Raw genomic sequence first — 15242 nt, forward strand, 5'->3', positions numbered from 1 at the left:
ATCTTTAGGCTCCCGTAATTTTCTATTCTGTTTCGATGTCTTCCTTCTTCTGGCGCTCCCTGGTTGTACTGGTCCTGCTACTGGCCGCTGGCCCCGGCCGCGCTCAAACCGTTAATGTTGATGCCGCGACGCGGTATTGGGAAATGACGGATGCCCTGCGGCAGGACAAACCCCTCACCGACGCGGCTTGGCAGGATTTTCTGGAGATTCCGGGCAATAAAATTTACGTGCGCGGCATTTACTCCGCCGCCGATTTGGTGCGCTACCGCAAGGCCATCGAAGTGGTGTATATGCCCCGCCACGACTCATTGCGCCAAGCCAAGCTGGCGGCCAAGGTGTGGTACTACCTCATGGTGAACGACTACAAGGAGCGGGAGCCCGAATACCGCACTTACGTGGCCAGCCTGACTCAAAACAGCGTGGCCGTGGACCTGATGTACCAGTATGCCTACCAGCAACTGCCCCCGGCCAACCGCACCAAAGTAGCTAAACTCAACCTGTACTACGTGGCCCTGGGCAACGATGCGACCTCGCAGCAGGAAGGTATTTTCTACAGCCTGCGCGCCGTGCTCGATGCCAATGAGGTGAAGCGCGGCCTGCTGGAAGGCCACGAGATGTACCACCAGCTACAGCCCGGCCGCGAATTCGGCTCCATCGCACCCGACGACGAGGGGCTGCTGCAAATCCTGGTCAGCATGCAAAACGAAGGCATTGCCGACCAGATTGACAAGCCCCTGACCATGGCCCAGCCCGGCGACCCGCACGGCATCCGCGATTGGGCCCTGACTCCGGCCCCGGTATTCATTCAGCGCATGGATTCCGCCATTCAGGCGCGGGCGCGCGGCGGAACCGCCGCCACCATCCGCTGGTACCGTCGGCTCTCCAATGGCTCCAACGGCCACCTGCCGGGCTTTTTCATGTCGAGCGCCATCGTCCGCAACGGCTACAACAAGCCAATGCTGGCCCGGTCCGATAATCCTTTCGCCTTCGTACTGCTCTACCAAAAAGCGGCGAAGAAGGACAAAACCCCACTACCCCGCTTCTCTGACACCTCCATTCGCTACCTGAAGGAGCTGAAACGAAAATACATTCAGCGGCAGTTATCAATGAGCAATTATCAATGAGCAGTGAACAATGAGCCGTCCATTGTTCACTGTTCACTGCCCAATGTTACCTGCTCATCTGGCACCACACCTTCCTCGTACTCCACCTGGCTCAGAAACAGGCCCTGGGCCGGGGCCGCGCCGCCCGCATCCACGCGCCGCTGGGCCCAGAGCAGCGCCTGAAACTGGCGCGGCGTGAGCTTACCCCGGCCCACGTCGAGCAGCGTGCCCACCACCAGCCGCACCATGCCCCGCACAAAGCGGTTGGCCCGGATGCGGAATACCCAGCCGCCCGGCGCCGCGTGCCAGCCAGCGGCCGTGCAGTAGCACACGTAATGGTTTTCGCCCCCTTTTACCTTCGAGAAAGTGGTGAAATCGAACTGCCCCAGCAGGTAGCCGGCCGCCTCGTTCATGGCGGCCACGTCCAGCGGGCGGTCCACGTACAGGGCCTGGTCGCGGCGGAAGGGGTTGGGCTGCGTCACCACGAAATACTCGTAGTTGCGCTCCTCGGCCGAAAAGCGGGCGTGGGCATTGTGGGCCACCGGGTGCAGGCGCAGGGCGCCGATGTCGGTTGGCAGGGCGCGGCGCAGACGGTAGAGCAGCACCTCCAGCGTCAGGGTGTCGGGCAGGTCGGCGTCGAAGTGCGCTACCTGGTGGCTGGCGTGCACGCCCGTATCGGTGCGGCCGCTGCCCAGGCAGTGCACGGGCTGGCGCAGCACCTGCGAGAGGCAGCGGTCCACTTCAGCCTGCACGGTGAGGGTGTTGGGCTGCACCTGCCAGCCGTGGTAATTGGTGCCGTCGTAGGCGAGATGGAGGAAGTATCGCATGAGAATAAATCAGCGCACCAGCGCGTACAGCAGGCCATCCAGGGTGTGCCCGTCTTTGGTGATGGCCTGTTTTAGGCGTGCTTCCAGCACGAAGCCGGCCTTTTCGAGCACGCGCCCGGAGGCCGGGTTGTGCGCAAACACCAGCGCGTAGAGACGGACCAGGTCAAAATTGGCCAGCCCGTAAGCCGTAATGGCTTGCACCGCCGCCGTAGCCAGGCCCCGGCCCCAATGCGCCCGGCCCACCCAGTAGCCTATTTCCGCCGACCGTCGCCGGACATCCGTTTTAAACCGCAGGCTGATACTACCTACAGCCTCGCCCGCTACCTCCAGGCACCAGTGCAGGTCCGAGCCTGCGGGCGCCGCTGCCAGCGTAGCGAGGTACTGTTTGGCGTCTGTCAACGCGTAAGGATGGGGAATCCGGTCGCCCAGATTTTGCCACACCAGCCGGTCGTTGGCGTGGCGGGCCAGCGCGGGCGCATCGGCAGGCCCGAAGGGGCGCAGCCGCGCGCTCGCTTCGGGCAACAGCAGCACGGGCACGACGGGCGGCACGGCGGCTACAGCTTTTCGTAAATTACAGCCGCGCCCTGGCCCACGCCTACGCACATCACGGCCAGGCCGTAGCGCATGCCCTCGCCCCGGCGGTGCATCTCGTGCAGCAGCGTGGCCGTGATGCGGGCGCCCGAGCTGCCCAGGGGGTGGCCCATGGCAATGGAGCCGCCGTTCACGTTCACCTTGGCCATGTCCAGGCCCAGCTCGCGCACGCAGACAATGCTTTGGGCGGCAAATGCTTCGTTCAATTCAATCAGGTCGATGTCGGCCAGGGTCAGGCCCGCGCGTTGCAGCACTTTATGGGTGGCCGAAATGGGCCCGAGGCCCATCACCGCCGGGTCGACGCCGACCACGGCCGAGGCCACCACCCGCGCCATGGGCTTGAGGTCGTAGCGCTTCAGGGCATCCTCACTCGTGAGCAGCACGGCGGCGGCACCGTCGTTGATGCCCGCCGAGTTGCCGGCCGTCACGGTGCCGCCTTCGGGCTGGAAGGCCGGCCGGAGGGTGGCGAGCTTCTCCAGCGACGAGAAGCGGGGCTGCTCGTCGGCATCAAACAAGGCCGTGTCGCCCTTGGGCCGTGGAATGAATACGGGCACGATTTCCTTGCGGAACCGGCCTTTTTCGAGGGCGCGGGCGTATTTGCGCTGGCTTTCGAAGGCAAAAAAGTCCTGCTCCTCACGGGTCACGTTGAACTGCCGGGCCACGTTTTCGGCCGTTTGGCCCATGGCAAACGGGTAGTGCAGCTTGGTGAGGCGCGGGTTGATGAAGCGCCAGCCCAGCGTGGTGTCGTGGGCCGTAAGCTCGCGGCCGAAAGCCGATTCCGACTTCGCCATCACAAACGGCGCGCGGGTCATGCTTTCGGTGCCGCCGGCCAGGTACACGTCGCCCTCGCCGCATTTAATGGCGCGGGCAGCGTCCATGATGCTTTGCAGGCCGGAGGCGCACAGCCGGTTCACGGTGTTGCCGGGCACCGTGATGGGCAGGCCAGCCAGCAGCGCGGCCATGCGGGCCACGTTGCGGTTGTCCTCGCCGGCCTGGTTGGCGGCACCCATAATCACGTCCTCAACGGCACTTTTATCAACGGAAGGATTGCGGCGCATGAGCTCCCGCAATACGTGCGCGGCCAAATCATCGGGGCGGACGCTGCTGAGCGCGCCGGCAAATTTTCCAATCGGGGTACGCACCGCGTCCACGATATAAGCATTAGGCATTCGACGTATCAATATGCGGCGCAAGCGCCGGATGGGACTAAATTTGTGGCCCCGGATTAAGCCCGGACCACGTTCTACACTTACAACAAAGATGATACAAAGAATCCAAAGCGTGTTTTTACTGTTGCTGGCGCTGGCCATGCTCAGCGTGCTCGTGTTGCCCCTGTGGCACAAAGTCGACGGCCTTACGGGCCAGGAGCTCACCCTCACGGCCTTCGGCTTTCAAGCCGCCGGCCCGGCGGTAGCCGTGCCCACGGGGCCGGTTTGGCTCATTGGCTTACTGGCGGGGGCTTCGGCGGCAGTCGCGGTTTTTGAGATTTTTCAGTTTCGCAACCGCGCCAAGCAGCTTCTCCTGGGCTCGGTAAACCTGCTGCTCATTGTGGCCACGCTGGGGGCGGCCTTCTACTTCTCCAATCAAGGCGAGCAGGCCCTCAACATCAAGCTGGAGGGCAAGGAGCTGGCCGGTTTCTACCTGCCCACCCTGGCCCTGCTGCTCAACCTGCTAGCCAACCGCTTCATCCGTCGCGACGAGCAGCTGGTACGTAGCGCCGACCGCCTGCGGTAGGCTCTTCTAAGCTGCAAGCCGCAAGCTTTGTAGTAGGAGCAACGGGCAACGGGCAGGTGGTGCTCGCGTGCTCCAACGCGCCTGGGCAGGCGTACCTGGCAGCCCGCTTTCAGACGCCGAACGCGCCAAGGCGCGTTCCTACAGCCTGTGCTGCGTGCTGGTGCGGTTTCAACGTCAGGGCAGGAGCACGACTTCCCTTACACACGCCCCCCGAAACCAAAAAAACCGCTGTGTTAGTCATAGCGGTTTTTTTGGTTTCAAGTATCTGTGCGAAAGTAGGCGCACCTCGGATTTCAGCAAAGCATTAGAAAGCAGCCTGAGCTTGAAGCTTGCAGCTTACCCTGACTACCGCCCCGCGCGCACGGCTTGCTGCACCTCCCGGATGCTGTCGTCGTACTGAAAGGCTTCGTAGATGCGGTAGAAGTTTTGCGGGTCGGCCACGCGCGGATGGGCAAACTTGGCCAGCTCCACCCGCGATGCCTCAAACTCCAGGCTCCGCAGCAGGCGCTTTAAGTCATCGGCCTGAATGCTGTTTTGGGTGAGCGCGTCTTTGGCAATGCTCAGCTTGCTGGCCTCGAAGGACCGTTGCTGCACGGCCTGCACCAACGCATCAACGTCCTGCGGCGTCATAATCCGGCGGCTGTTTTCGGCTGGGTTCGCATAATAGTCGCCATTGTTAGGTGTGTCATCATAGCCCGTGGCGGGCTGGTTGGCATTGTAGCCGTTGTCCTGGGCGTAGTTGCCGTTGCTGTTTTGGTCGTAGGGCGTGGGGCGGTTGTTGTAGCCGCCGCTGTGGTAGCCGTTGCCCTGGCCCCGGCCGGGGCCGTACAGGGCCACCGCCGCCACCTGCCGCAGGCCCAATGGCCGGCCGGGGCGCGTTACCAGTACAAACGTCGTTTCGAGGCCCGGCTCCAGCCAAACGCGGCTCCGGAAGCGCACCACCCGGCCATAGGCCGTGGGTACGGTAAAATCGGCCCAGTGCAGGCCGGGCGCCAGCCGGTTCAGGTGCACCTGTCGGGCCGCGCCCCTGGTTACGGGCCGGCCATCGAGCACGAGGCCAAAGGGCACGCCGCGCTCCGAAGAAAAGTTGACGTTGGCCGCTGGCGGCGGATAAGCCAGCGCCGGAGCAATGGCGGCAAATAAGCCCACCAGAGCAAGAAGTAAAGCCTTTTTCATGGCGTTAAAAAATCAGACTGCCCGGTGATATCGGGCGCTGATTTCACCATTTTCAAAACCTATGCCATGTTTGGAACAACCGTATTCACTCCCGGTTATCAGACAGAATTATAAAGCAAAAGGCCCTGAAATGCGAATTACAGGGCCTTTTGCTTCAATCAGCGGGAAGCTTACTTCGCCACGCGCGTCACTTTAAATTCGGTGCGGCGGTTGCGCTGGTACTCAGCTTCCGACTTAGGTGCCGCGATGATGGGCCGCGATTCGCCGTAGCCCTTGGCCGTGATGCGGGCTTTGTCGATGCCCTTGCTCACAATGTAATCCACGGCCGATTGGGCACGCTGCTGCGAGAGTTTCTGGTTGTAGGCGTCCTTGCCGCGCTGGTCGGTGTGCGAGCTCAGCTCGATGGAGATTTTGGGGTTGTCCACCAGCGTTTGCACCAGCGTATCGAGGCGAATGGCGGCATCCGGGCGGATGTTGAACTTGTCGTAATCGTAGAAAATGTCCTTAACCTCGATGGCGCGGGCCAGAATAATCTTGTTCAGCGTCAGCGTCAGCGGCAGCCGAATGTCGTTGGTGGGGTTGGGCAGCTGGTCCTGCGGGGGCTTGCGGCCCACGGTGCTCAGCGAGGCCCGCGCGGCAAAGTCGCCCGGCCGCTCGGCCAGGAAGCTGTAGCTCGAAACCGAATCCAGTTTCGTGGTGAACTTGCCGTCGGGGCCGCTGGTGAGGGTCTGGCGCTGGTTGTTGGGGCCCAGCACGGTTACCTGCGCGCCCGCCACGGGCACGGTGGTTTTGGCCTTGTCGTCGCGTTCGAATACAGTACCGTCCACGTAGAAAGTTACCAGCTTGGGCGACCTCTTCTTGAACGTGTACAGGTCGTCGGAGCCTTTACCGCCAGCCCGGTTCGAGCTGAACAAACCCATGTCAACGCCCATCGGCGCCGGGGCAAAGTCGTCGCCGATGCTGTTCACATCGGCTCCCAGGTTGGTAACCTTGCCGCCTTTCAGCATGAAGATGTCGAGCTTGCCCACGCCCGGCCGGCCATCGGAGGAGAAATACAGCGTGCCATCGGATGCCACACCGGGAAAGTTCTCGTTGCCGGCGGTATTCACGGTTGCGCCCAGGTTCTCAGCCGGCGAAAAACGCCCATTGAGGCCCAGCGTGGCCTTATACAAATCGGTGCCGCCCAGCCCGTTCTTACGGCCCGAGGCGAAGTAGAGCGTGGTGCCATCGGGCCCGAAGGCCGGGGAAAAATCGTCGGCGGTCCGGTCGTTGAGGTTGGCCAGCACGGGCTCACTCCACTCACCGCCCTTGTTGTAGGAAATCCACAGGTCGACGCTCAGGTAGCCTTTTTTGCTGCCGTCGTTCGAGCGGGCAAATACCATCGTCTTGCCGTCGGGCGTGTAGGTGGCGCTGGCTTCGTGCTTGTTTTCGGTGTTGAAAGGGCCTTCCAGCTTGCGGGCGGTGCCGCCGCTCATGGTAGCCGCGTTGTCGAACTTGATGGCGTAGAGGCTGTTGAAGTTTTCGCCGTTGCCGAGGTATTTCTTGCCATCGCGGCCGGAGGTAAACACCAGGTCGCCGGTGCTGGCCATCATCGTACCGCCAAAGTCGGAAGCAGCCGAGTTCAGCGCGTCCACCGGCGCCACGTCGTACTTGTTTTTGATGGCGGCTACTTCCTTGCTGGCCAGCGCATTCTTGCTGTCGGCATCGGCGCGGGCGCCCAGAATGCGGTTGCCGCCGCTGCTGGCGTAGGTGGCAAACTGGGCGGCGGCTTCGTCGTACTGGCCGCTGGCCCGCAGCGCCTCGGCGTAGCGGTAGCCCACGTCAGCATTTCGCACCCCGCCCGCCATCGCGGCCTTGTAGAATGGCTCGGCCTGCTCCACGCGGTTGGATAGGCGGTAAGACTCACCAATGCGGAAGTTGGCCATAGCCGCGCCCTTGCCCTTGGCCACCTCGGCCTGGTAAAGCGGAATGGCCAGCTCGTACTGGCCGCGGGCAAATTGCTTGTCGGCCTTACTCAGGCTGCCCGTCGCGGCACAGCTGCTTAGCAACGCGGCAGAGCCAGCCGCGGCGCAGACGAACAATAGTTTCCTCATGGAAGTAGGCGGTAGTAGGGAAAAGGAAGCCGCAGGAAGGTGTTTTCGTCGGCTTTTTTTGGGTTAGCAATAATACTACGTTTGGCCAGGATTTACGCCGGCTGCTGATTCTCCTTGGCCTGCCCAAAGTAGCGGGCCAGCCAGGTTTCGCCGGCCGGCCGGGGCCAGGCAGTGTCCAGCTCAGCTTTGGTAGCCAGTGTGTTGTCGAAGTAAAACGTGTTGGTGGCCAGTGTGCCGCTGGCCACCGCCGCCTTCAACTCGCTGCGCTGAAGCAGCTGCACCGTGCCATTGTGCAAAAAAGCCAGCCGCGACTTATCCAGCAATTCCACGGCGAGCAACTGCTCCAGCTGGGCCACGAAGCGCACCGAAGCATCAATAGAACAGCCACTGGCACCGGCCACTTCCTGGTCGAGGCCGATGACCAGAAAGCGCTGGTGCAGGAACTCGGCCGAGGCGTGCAGGCTGCGGCCGTGGCTCGTCCATTCCTCCACGAAGCGGGAAAGAACGGGCAGCACAGATACGATTTCCGGGCCCGTAAGCTGCCGGTTGGCTTGGTAAATCCACACCCTGGCTTCGGGCGGTAGCTGGTCAAAAGCAACGTACATAAATCACGGATTTTTCGGATTAACGGCGGATTTTTCGGATTCTGTAGTCGGCGCGGACGTGGGAGCGCACCGGGCCGACGTGGAATCTACGAGCTAACAAAAAAGCTGCCTTAAAAATTGCGCCGCCGCCCGGCCAGTTAAACTGGCAGAACGGCGGCGCAAGGTCGCCCACAAAATCCGGGCAAGCCGCCACGAATCCGACGAGGCCGTGATTTAGGCGTTGATGCCTTCGGCCGAAGCCACCAGCTCGGCCAGGTCGAAGACCTGCACCTTGCTTTCCTGCTCCTTGTTTTTCACGCCGTCGCTCATCATCGTCATGCAAAACGGGCAGCTCACGGCAATGATGCTGCCTTGCAGGTCGTGTTGGCTGGGCGTGCTGGTTTCCGTTTCCACGCCGCCCAGGTTGGCCAGGGCTTCGGCTTTGCCGGCCAGCGTGGCCAGCGCCTCTTCGGTGCGTTCGATGTTGATTTCCTTCTTGCCCGGCTCGGCTTCCTTCCACATCTGGGCACCACCGGCACCGCAGCAGAGGCCGTTGGCGCGGCTGCGCTTCATCTCCACCAGGTCGGCGTCGAGGGCGGCCAGCACGTCGCGCGGGGCTTCGTAAATGTCGTTGGCGCGGCCCAGGTAGCAGCTGTCGTGGAAGGTGATGCGGCGCCCTTTGAAGCTTTCGCCGCCCGTCACGCCCACCTTGCCCTCGTTGATGAGCTGCTGCAGGTAGGTGCTGTGGTGAATTACCTCATAATCACCACCCAAGGCCGGGTATTCGTTCTTAATCGTGTTGAAGCAATGCGGACAGGCCGTCACGATTTTCTTGATGCCGTAGCCGTTCAGGGTCGTGATGTTGGTCATGGCCTGCATCTGAAACAGAAACTCGTTGCCGGCCCGTTTGGCGGGGTCGCCGGTGCAGCTTTCTTCCAGGCCCAGCACGGCGTATTTGGTGCCCACGTGCTCCAGTATGCGCACAAAGGCGCGGGTCACGCGCTTGTACCGGTCATCGAAAGCGCCGGCGCAGCCCACCCAAAATAGGATTTCGGGCGACTCGTTGCGGGCCGCCAAATCGGCCATAACGGGAACATTGATTTGCTTCTTGGCGGGAGCTTCAGGGGTCATAACAGCTTATTTATCGGTGCCAGTCATGCCGAGCTTGCCGAAGCAATGCTACCGCACAACTATCTTATTTAAATTGGATTACTTACTCGGTAGAGATGCTTCGGCAAGCGGACGCCAGATGAGGCATGACCGTTTTCTTTTCAACTATACCGTCGCGGCCGTCTTCTCAACCGCAAACAAATCATCGGCCCAGTTGAACCGGTCCGAAGGCGAGAAGGCCCACGGTGCGCCGTTGTTTTCGATGTTGGAGAACATCACGTTCAGCGAGTTGGGCGCGGCCGACTCCTCAAGTACCAGGAAGCGGCGCATCTCAATAATGCTTTCCAGGGGGTTGATGTTCACGGGGCAGCTTTCCACGCAGGCGTTGCAGGTGGTGCAGGCCCAGAGCTCCTCGGGCGTCACTTTGCCGCGCAGCAGCGTGGCATTGGCCAGGTCGGTGATGGGCTCGTGCTTGGCTTCGGCACCATACACGTTGGGGCGGAAAATGAGCGGCGACTCGTATTTTTCCTCCATCCGGTCGCGCGTGTCCATGATGATTTTGCGCGGCGAGAGCAGCTTGCCCGTCAGGTTGGCCGGGCACACCGAGGTGCAGCGGCCGCATTCGGTGCAGGAGTAAGCATTCATCAGGCTGGTCCAGGGCAGGTCTTCCACATCCTTGGCGCCGAAAGATGTGGGCGCCAGGGCCGAGCCGTCGGGGGCCGTCGGGGCGGGCGGCACCACGTAGCTCGGGTCCATCATGGCCTTCACCTCGTGGGTAATGCTGTCCACGTTGCTGAACTGGCCCTGCGGCACCAGCCGCGAAAACCACACGTTCGGGAACGTGATGATGATGTGGAAGTGCTTGGAGCTGGGCAGGTAGTTCAGAAACAGGAAGATGCCGATGATGTGCGCCCACCAGCCCACGCGCTCCAGCAGGTGCAAAGTGCTGGCATTATCTGAAAACAGGCCCGTGAGCAGGCTGCTGATGGGGAAGGTGCCGGGCAAGTCCTCGCCGCGCAGCTGGTGCAGCTTCAGGTCGGCGGTGTTCATCGTGAACAGGGCCGCCATCAGCACCACTTCCACATACAGAATGATGTTGGCGTCGAGCTTGGGCCAGGCGCGCAGCTCAGGCCCGGTGAAACGGCGCACGGGGGACGCGCTATTGCGGCGCCACCAGAAGGCGGCCACCGCCAGTAGCACCAGCGCGCCCAAAATTTCATTGGTAGCCATCAGCGCGTCGTACACCGGGCCCAGGAAGCTCAGGAAACGGTGGGTGCCAAAGAGGCCGTCGACCACAATTTCGATGACCTCAACGTTAATCACCAGAAAGCCCACGTACACAATGAGGTGAAGCAGGGCGGGGGTGAGGCGCTTGAACATCTTTTGCTGGCCGAAAGCCACCAATAGCGTCTTTTTGAACCGTTCGGCGGTATTGCCGCTCATGTCACGGTCGCGGCCCACAAGAATATTGGCGCGGACTTTCCGGACTTGCCACGCGAAAAAACCAAATGCGGCTACCAGGAGCAGCAGGAAAATGATGGATTGCAACATGCGGTAAAGGTAAGGGAGCGGGAACGTTTGCGACTGCAATATACTCGGCATGCCGAGCACTTTTTCATAAAAAGCAACAAGCACAATACTTTTTTTGCTCCACTTCTTGCGTCGTTGTTTTGGTTGCGTACCTTTGCGGTCCCTAAAGCGCACTAAACCTCGCCTGGGGAAGCGGCAACATAGCTCAGTTGGTAGAGCACAGCACTGAAAATGCTGGTGTCGTTGGTTCGATTCCAACTGTTGCCACAAAAAAGGCCTCTAGCACTGCGCTGGAGGCCTTTTTTATTTTGGCCTTATCCCTACGGCAAGCGAATCGACGGGGTGAGTGGGTTACCTACGCCGGGTTGCCGGTATAGAGGGACACAGGCGGCGCTGCCTGTGCTTTTGCTTCCTCCGGGCCGCCGCAGTGCGCGGCTGGCTCGGGCCGGTAATGCTGCCGTCGGGTTTTCGTCGCGAAGAAAACCAGGCCGCCGCCCGTCTCCCGCAAAGTCGCGACTTGCGGCGGGGCGCGTAACCAGCCCATTCCGGCGGAGGCCGCTTGCCATCCCCACTCTTTTTCTTTTCAACATGAAGCTCAACCGCTTGCGCCCCCTGTGGAGGCTGCTGGTGGGCGCGTGCCTCTTGCCCGCCTGCGACCAGCAATATTCGACCGAGAAAATGGATGCCGCCACGGCCACATCCGAAGCCGCCGCCGACAATACCGACGCCGCCGCCACTGCTGAAACAACGGAGCCCGTGGCCCCAAATGCGCCCGATGCCCAGCTAGAAGGCCGCGAAAACTACGCCGTTATCCACGAAAACCCGTTTCTGACGGCCGCACGTAACCCGCTTAGCACCTTTGCTATCGACGTGGACCGGGCCTCCTACGCCAACGTGCGCCGCTTCATCACGCAAGACCGGCAGCTGCCCCCGCCCGACGCCGTGCGGCTGGAGGAGCTGGTGAATTATTTTCCCTACCAGTACCCCCAGCCCCGCACCGGCCCGGCCTCCCTCAATGCCGAAGTAGCCGCCTGCCCCTGGAATACCGCCCACCAGCTCGTACTGGTGGGCGTGCAGGGCAAGCAGGTTTCGGCCGAGAACCTGCCGCCGGCCAACCTCGTGTTCCTGCTCGACGTGTCGGGCTCGATGAATGACCCCAACAAGCTGCCGCTGCTGAAAGAATCGTTGCGGCTCCTGGTGCGCGAGGCGCTCCGGCCCCAGGATTACGTGGCCATTGTGGTGTATGCCGGGGCGGCCGGCGTGGTGCTGCCGCCCACCTCGGGGGCCGAGCCCGCAACCATTCTCCGGGCCCTCGACGGGCTGGAAGCCGGGGGCTCCACGGCCGGGGGCGAAGGGCTGCGCCTGGCCTATCAGCTGGCCCGGCAGCACCGCCGGCCCGGCGGCAATAACCGCATTATTCTGGCCACCGACGGCGATTTTAACGTGGGCGAGCAGAGCGATTCCGATATGGAGCGCCTGATTACCAAGGAGCGGGAATCGGGCGTATTCCTCTCGGTGCTGGGCTTCGGCGATGGCAACATTCAGGATAGTAAAATGGAGCTTTTGGCTGACAAAGGCAACGGCAACTATGCCTACATCGACCAGCTGAATGAGGCCCGGCGCGTGCTGGTGCAGCAGTTCGGTGGCACGCTCTTCACCCTGGCCAAGGATGTGAAAGTGCAGGTTGAATTCAACCCTGCCCTGGTGCGCGAGTACCGGCTGCTGGGCTACGAAAACCGCCTGCTGGCCGCCGAGGACTTCAACGACGACCGCAAAGACGCCGGCGAGCTCGGCGCGGGCCAGCAGGTCACGGCCCTCTACGAAGTGGTGCCCGTGGGCGCCCCGGCCACCGGTGGCGCCTCCGTCGATGCCCTCAAATACCAGAAAACTGCCTTCAGCCCGGCCGCCTCCGGGGCGGAGCTACTCACCGTGAAGCTGCGCTACCAGGAGCCGCAGGGCAGCCCCAGCCAACTCCTCACGCTGCCGGTGCGCAACGTCCGGCTCGGCGAGTCCATCACCCAGGCTTCCGACAATCTGCGCTGGGCGGCATCGGTGGCGCAGTTTGGCCTGCTGCTGCGCGGCTCGCAATATGCTGGCTCGGCCAGCTGGGCCAGCACCGCCGAGCTGGCCCGCAGCACCAATGCCCCGGATGCTGATGGCTCCCGTAGCGAGTTTCGCGACCTGGTGCGGCAGGCCGCATCACTGGGCGGGCAGAACCGGAACCGGGAGTAAAGAAGTATTCCGTTAAGTGCTCGGACAGAGTAACCTTGGCAAAAAACCGTTATGCTCATCTGGCGTCCGCGTAGCCGAAGCATCTCGCTCGCCTCGTTGTGGCCGTGCAACGAAGCGAGCGAGATGCTTCGGCTGCGCGGACGCCAGATGAGCATGACCAACCGAAAAAAGGAGATTACTTGCAGCGCCCCTTATCCGCGGGCTCGCGCTATACTCGCTCGATAATTACGGCGTAGCCTTGGCCCACGCCAATGCACATGGTCACCAGCGCGTAGCGCTTGTTTTGCTTGTGCAGCTCCAGGGCGGCGGTATTGAGGAGGCGGGCGCCGCTCATGCCCAGCGGGTGGCCCAGGGCAATGGCGCCACCGTTGGGGTTGATGCGTGAATCGTCGTCGGTCAGGCCTAGGGCGCGGATGCAGGCCAGCGCCTGCGCCGCAAAGGCTTCGTTGAACTCAATCAGGTCGATTTGGTCGAGGGTGAGGCCGGCTTTTTTGAGCGCCAGCTGGGTGGCTGGCACCGGCCCGATGCCCATGATGCGCGGCTCGACCCCGGCCACGCCCATGCTCACGATGCGGGCGCGGGGTGTTAGGCGGTGCTGTTTCAGCCCCGCCTCCGACGCCAGCAGCAGAGCTGCCGCGCCGTCGTTGAGGCCCGAGGAATTACCGGCCGTCACGGAGCCGTTCTTGCGGAAGGCGGGGCGCAGCTTGGCCAGGCCCTCCAACGTGGTGTTGGGTTTGATGAATTCGTCGTGCTCGAAGAGCAGCGGCTCGCCCTTGCGCTGGGGAATGGGCACGGGCACGATTTCTTCGGCAAAGCGGCCCGAGGCGCGGGCCGCCGCCGCTCGCTGGTGCGAGTCGAACGCGAACTGGTCCTGGTCGTCGCGGCTGATGTGGTCGCGCTCGGCCAGGTTTTCGGCGGTTTCGCCCATGGCATCGGTGCCGTAGAGCGCTTCCATGTGCGGGTTGATGAAGCGCCAGCCGAAGCTGGAATCGTGCATCTGCGAATCGCGCCCAAAAGCGGTGCTGGCCTTCGAAATCACGAGCGGACCACGGGTCATGTTCTCCACGCCGCCCGCCACAAACAGGTCGCCGTCGCCGCTCCGAATGGCGCGGGCCGCGGCAATGCTGGCCGACAAGCCCGAAGCGCAGAGGCGATTCACGGTTTCGCCGGGTACCGACGTGGGCAGGCCGGCCAGCAGCAGTGCCATGCGGGCCACGTTGCGGTTGTCTTCGCCGGCCTGGTTGGCACAGCCCAGCAGCACGTCGGCAATGCCGGCCGGGTCGGCGGTGGGGTTGCGGGCCAGCAGCTCGCGAATGACCAGCGCCGCCATATCATCGGGCCGCACCGGAGCCAGCGTCCCGCCGAAATTGCCAATGGGAGTGCGGATGCCGTCAACGATGTAAACCTCAGTCATAAAGAAAATTGGAGAAGTGGCGGGAAGAGAGCTGCCAGTGAGAAAAGAAAGCCGGCTTGGTGGAAGCCCGGCGCGTGCTTGCGGCTAGGGCGTGAGGACAATAAGAAATCAGCTATATGTTTACTGCTTATTTACTTTTCAGCATGCGCCGTCACGAAATTTCTGATGCTACCTGGGCCCTGGTTGCCCCGCACCTCTCCGGCAAGGCCGCCGATGGCGGGGCGACGGCCGTCGATAACCGGCTGTTTTTCAACGCTGTGGTGTGGATAATGCGCACCGGCTGCCCGTGGGCCGACCTGCCCGAACGCTTCGGCAAGTCCGACACGGCCCGCAAACGCTTCCGCCGGCTGGCCGAAAAAGGCGTCTGGCGCCGCCTTTTCCAGGTCGTCCAAGCGCCGGAGCTGGACTGGGTGCTGCTCGACTCGACCATCGTGCGGGCGCACCAGCACGCGGCGGGCCAAAAAAAAGCGACGCTCAGACCGAGTGCCTCGGCCGCAGCCGGGGCGGGATGAGCACCAAAATTCACGCCTGCGTCGAGTCGCTGGGCAACGCGGTGCGCCTGCTCGCCACCCCCGGCCAGGCCGGCGACAGCCCGCAGGCGCTGCCCCTGCTCGACGGCCTCGACGTGGGCCAGGTAGTGGCCGACACGGCCTACGACAGCGACCAAACCCGCGCCTATTGCGCTCAACGCGGTATTCAAGCCGTCATCCCCAGCCACCCCAACCGCACCCAACCGCTGCCCCTGGACGAGAATGCCTACCGCGACCGCAACAAAATCGAACGCTTTTTCGGACGCATGAAGCAGTATCGCCGCTTGGCCACCCGCTACGAGAAGACCATCGTTTCCT

At 62.5% G+C, this 15242-nt stretch carries 12 protein-coding genes, 1 tRNA gene and 1 pseudogene; 5 read left to right on the forward strand and 9 right to left on the reverse strand.

The features are described 5' to 3' along the window. Positions 1-35 precede the first annotated feature (35 nt). A complete protein-coding gene (locus GM79_RS06900; RefSeq protein WP_035561276.1) occupies positions 36-1124 on the forward strand; it encodes a DUF5700 domain-containing putative Zn-dependent protease in 1089 nt (362 codons plus the stop codon). Positions 1125-1150: 26 nt separating this feature from the next. Here GM79_RS06900 and truA read toward each other — a convergent pair whose 3' ends face one another. From truA to GM79_RS06915, 3 genes are read right to left on the reverse strand one after another with little or no spacing between them, the layout of a single operon-like run. Next, positions 1151-1930 (reverse strand): tRNA pseudouridine(38-40) synthase TruA, encoded by a 780-nt coding sequence (gene truA / locus GM79_RS06905; RefSeq protein ID WP_051718606.1) that lies wholly within the window; start codon positions 1928-1930, stop codon positions 1151-1153. A gap of 9 nt (positions 1931-1939) precedes the next feature. Then, entirely contained in the window at positions 1940-2479 is a 540-nt protein-coding gene (locus GM79_RS06910; RefSeq protein WP_200875587.1) for a GNAT family N-acetyltransferase, read from the reverse strand. A gap of 5 nt (positions 2480-2484) precedes the next feature. Next, the gene (locus GM79_RS06915) at positions 2485-3690 is read right to left on the reverse strand and encodes a thiolase family protein (protein ID WP_035561279.1); all 1206 of its coding nucleotides are present in this window, start codon (positions 3688-3690) and stop codon (positions 2485-2487) included. 91 nt (positions 3691-3781) lie between these two features. On the opposite strand from GM79_RS06915, the gene GM79_RS06920 reads away from it, so the two are divergent. After that, positions 3782-4255, forward strand: coding sequence for a DUF4293 family protein (locus GM79_RS06920; protein WP_035561283.1), 474 nt, complete (start codon positions 3782-3784; stop codon positions 4253-4255). A gap of 345 nt (positions 4256-4600) precedes the next feature. Here GM79_RS06920 and GM79_RS24695 read toward each other — a convergent pair whose 3' ends face one another. From GM79_RS24695 to GM79_RS06945, 5 genes are all read right to left on the reverse strand, one after another. Further along, positions 4601-5431 carry a DUF4476 domain-containing protein gene (locus GM79_RS24695; RefSeq protein WP_051718607.1) on the reverse strand — a complete coding sequence of 277 codons (831 nt, stop codon included), beginning with the start codon at positions 5429-5431 and terminating at the stop codon, positions 4601-4603. 170 nt (positions 5432-5601) lie between these two features. Further along, positions 5602-7524, reverse strand: a complete 1923-nt coding sequence (locus GM79_RS26315) for an OmpA family protein (RefSeq protein WP_035561286.1) — start codon at positions 7522-7524, stop codon at positions 5602-5604. A 92-nt stretch (positions 7525-7616) separates the two neighbouring features. Next, positions 7617-8129 (reverse strand): hypothetical protein, encoded by a 513-nt coding sequence (locus tag GM79_RS06935; RefSeq protein WP_035561290.1) that lies wholly within the window; start codon positions 8127-8129, stop codon positions 7617-7619. A gap of 213 nt (positions 8130-8342) precedes the next feature. Next, positions 8343-9194: a (Fe-S)-binding protein gene (locus tag GM79_RS06940; protein ID WP_035561321.1), complete on the reverse strand. Its 852-nt coding sequence runs from the start codon at positions 9192-9194 to the stop codon at positions 8343-8345. A 189-nt stretch (positions 9195-9383) separates the two neighbouring features. Further along, positions 9384-10769, reverse strand: a complete 1386-nt coding sequence (locus GM79_RS06945) for a (Fe-S)-binding protein (RefSeq protein WP_035561293.1) — start codon at positions 10767-10769, stop codon at positions 9384-9386. Positions 10770-10942: 173 nt separating this feature from the next. Here GM79_RS06945 and GM79_RS06950 point away from each other — a divergent pair. Together GM79_RS06950 and GM79_RS06955 are read left to right on the forward strand one after the other, a co-directional pair. Continuing rightward, positions 10943-11015 (forward strand) — tRNA-Phe (locus GM79_RS06950). Positions 11016-11336: 321 nt separating this feature from the next. Continuing rightward, the gene (locus tag GM79_RS06955; protein ID WP_051718608.1) at positions 11337-12980 is read left to right on the forward strand and encodes a vWA domain-containing protein; all 1644 of its coding nucleotides are present in this window, start codon (positions 11337-11339) and stop codon (positions 12978-12980) included. 208 nt (positions 12981-13188) lie between these two features. Here GM79_RS06955 and pcaF read toward each other — a convergent pair whose 3' ends face one another. Then, positions 13189-14394 carry a 3-oxoadipyl-CoA thiolase gene (gene pcaF / locus GM79_RS06960; RefSeq protein WP_035561295.1) on the reverse strand — a complete coding sequence of 402 codons (1206 nt, stop codon included), beginning with the start codon at positions 14392-14394 and terminating at the stop codon, positions 13189-13191. A gap of 143 nt (positions 14395-14537) precedes the next feature. Here pcaF and GM79_RS24700 point away from each other — a divergent pair. Continuing rightward, positions 14538-15242: pseudogene (locus tag GM79_RS24700) on the forward strand (IS5 family transposase); the annotation flags it as partial.

Source organism: Hymenobacter sp. IS2118 (assembly GCF_000715495.1).
Classification (GTDB): Bacteria; Bacteroidota; Bacteroidia; order Cytophagales; family Hymenobacteraceae; genus Hymenobacter.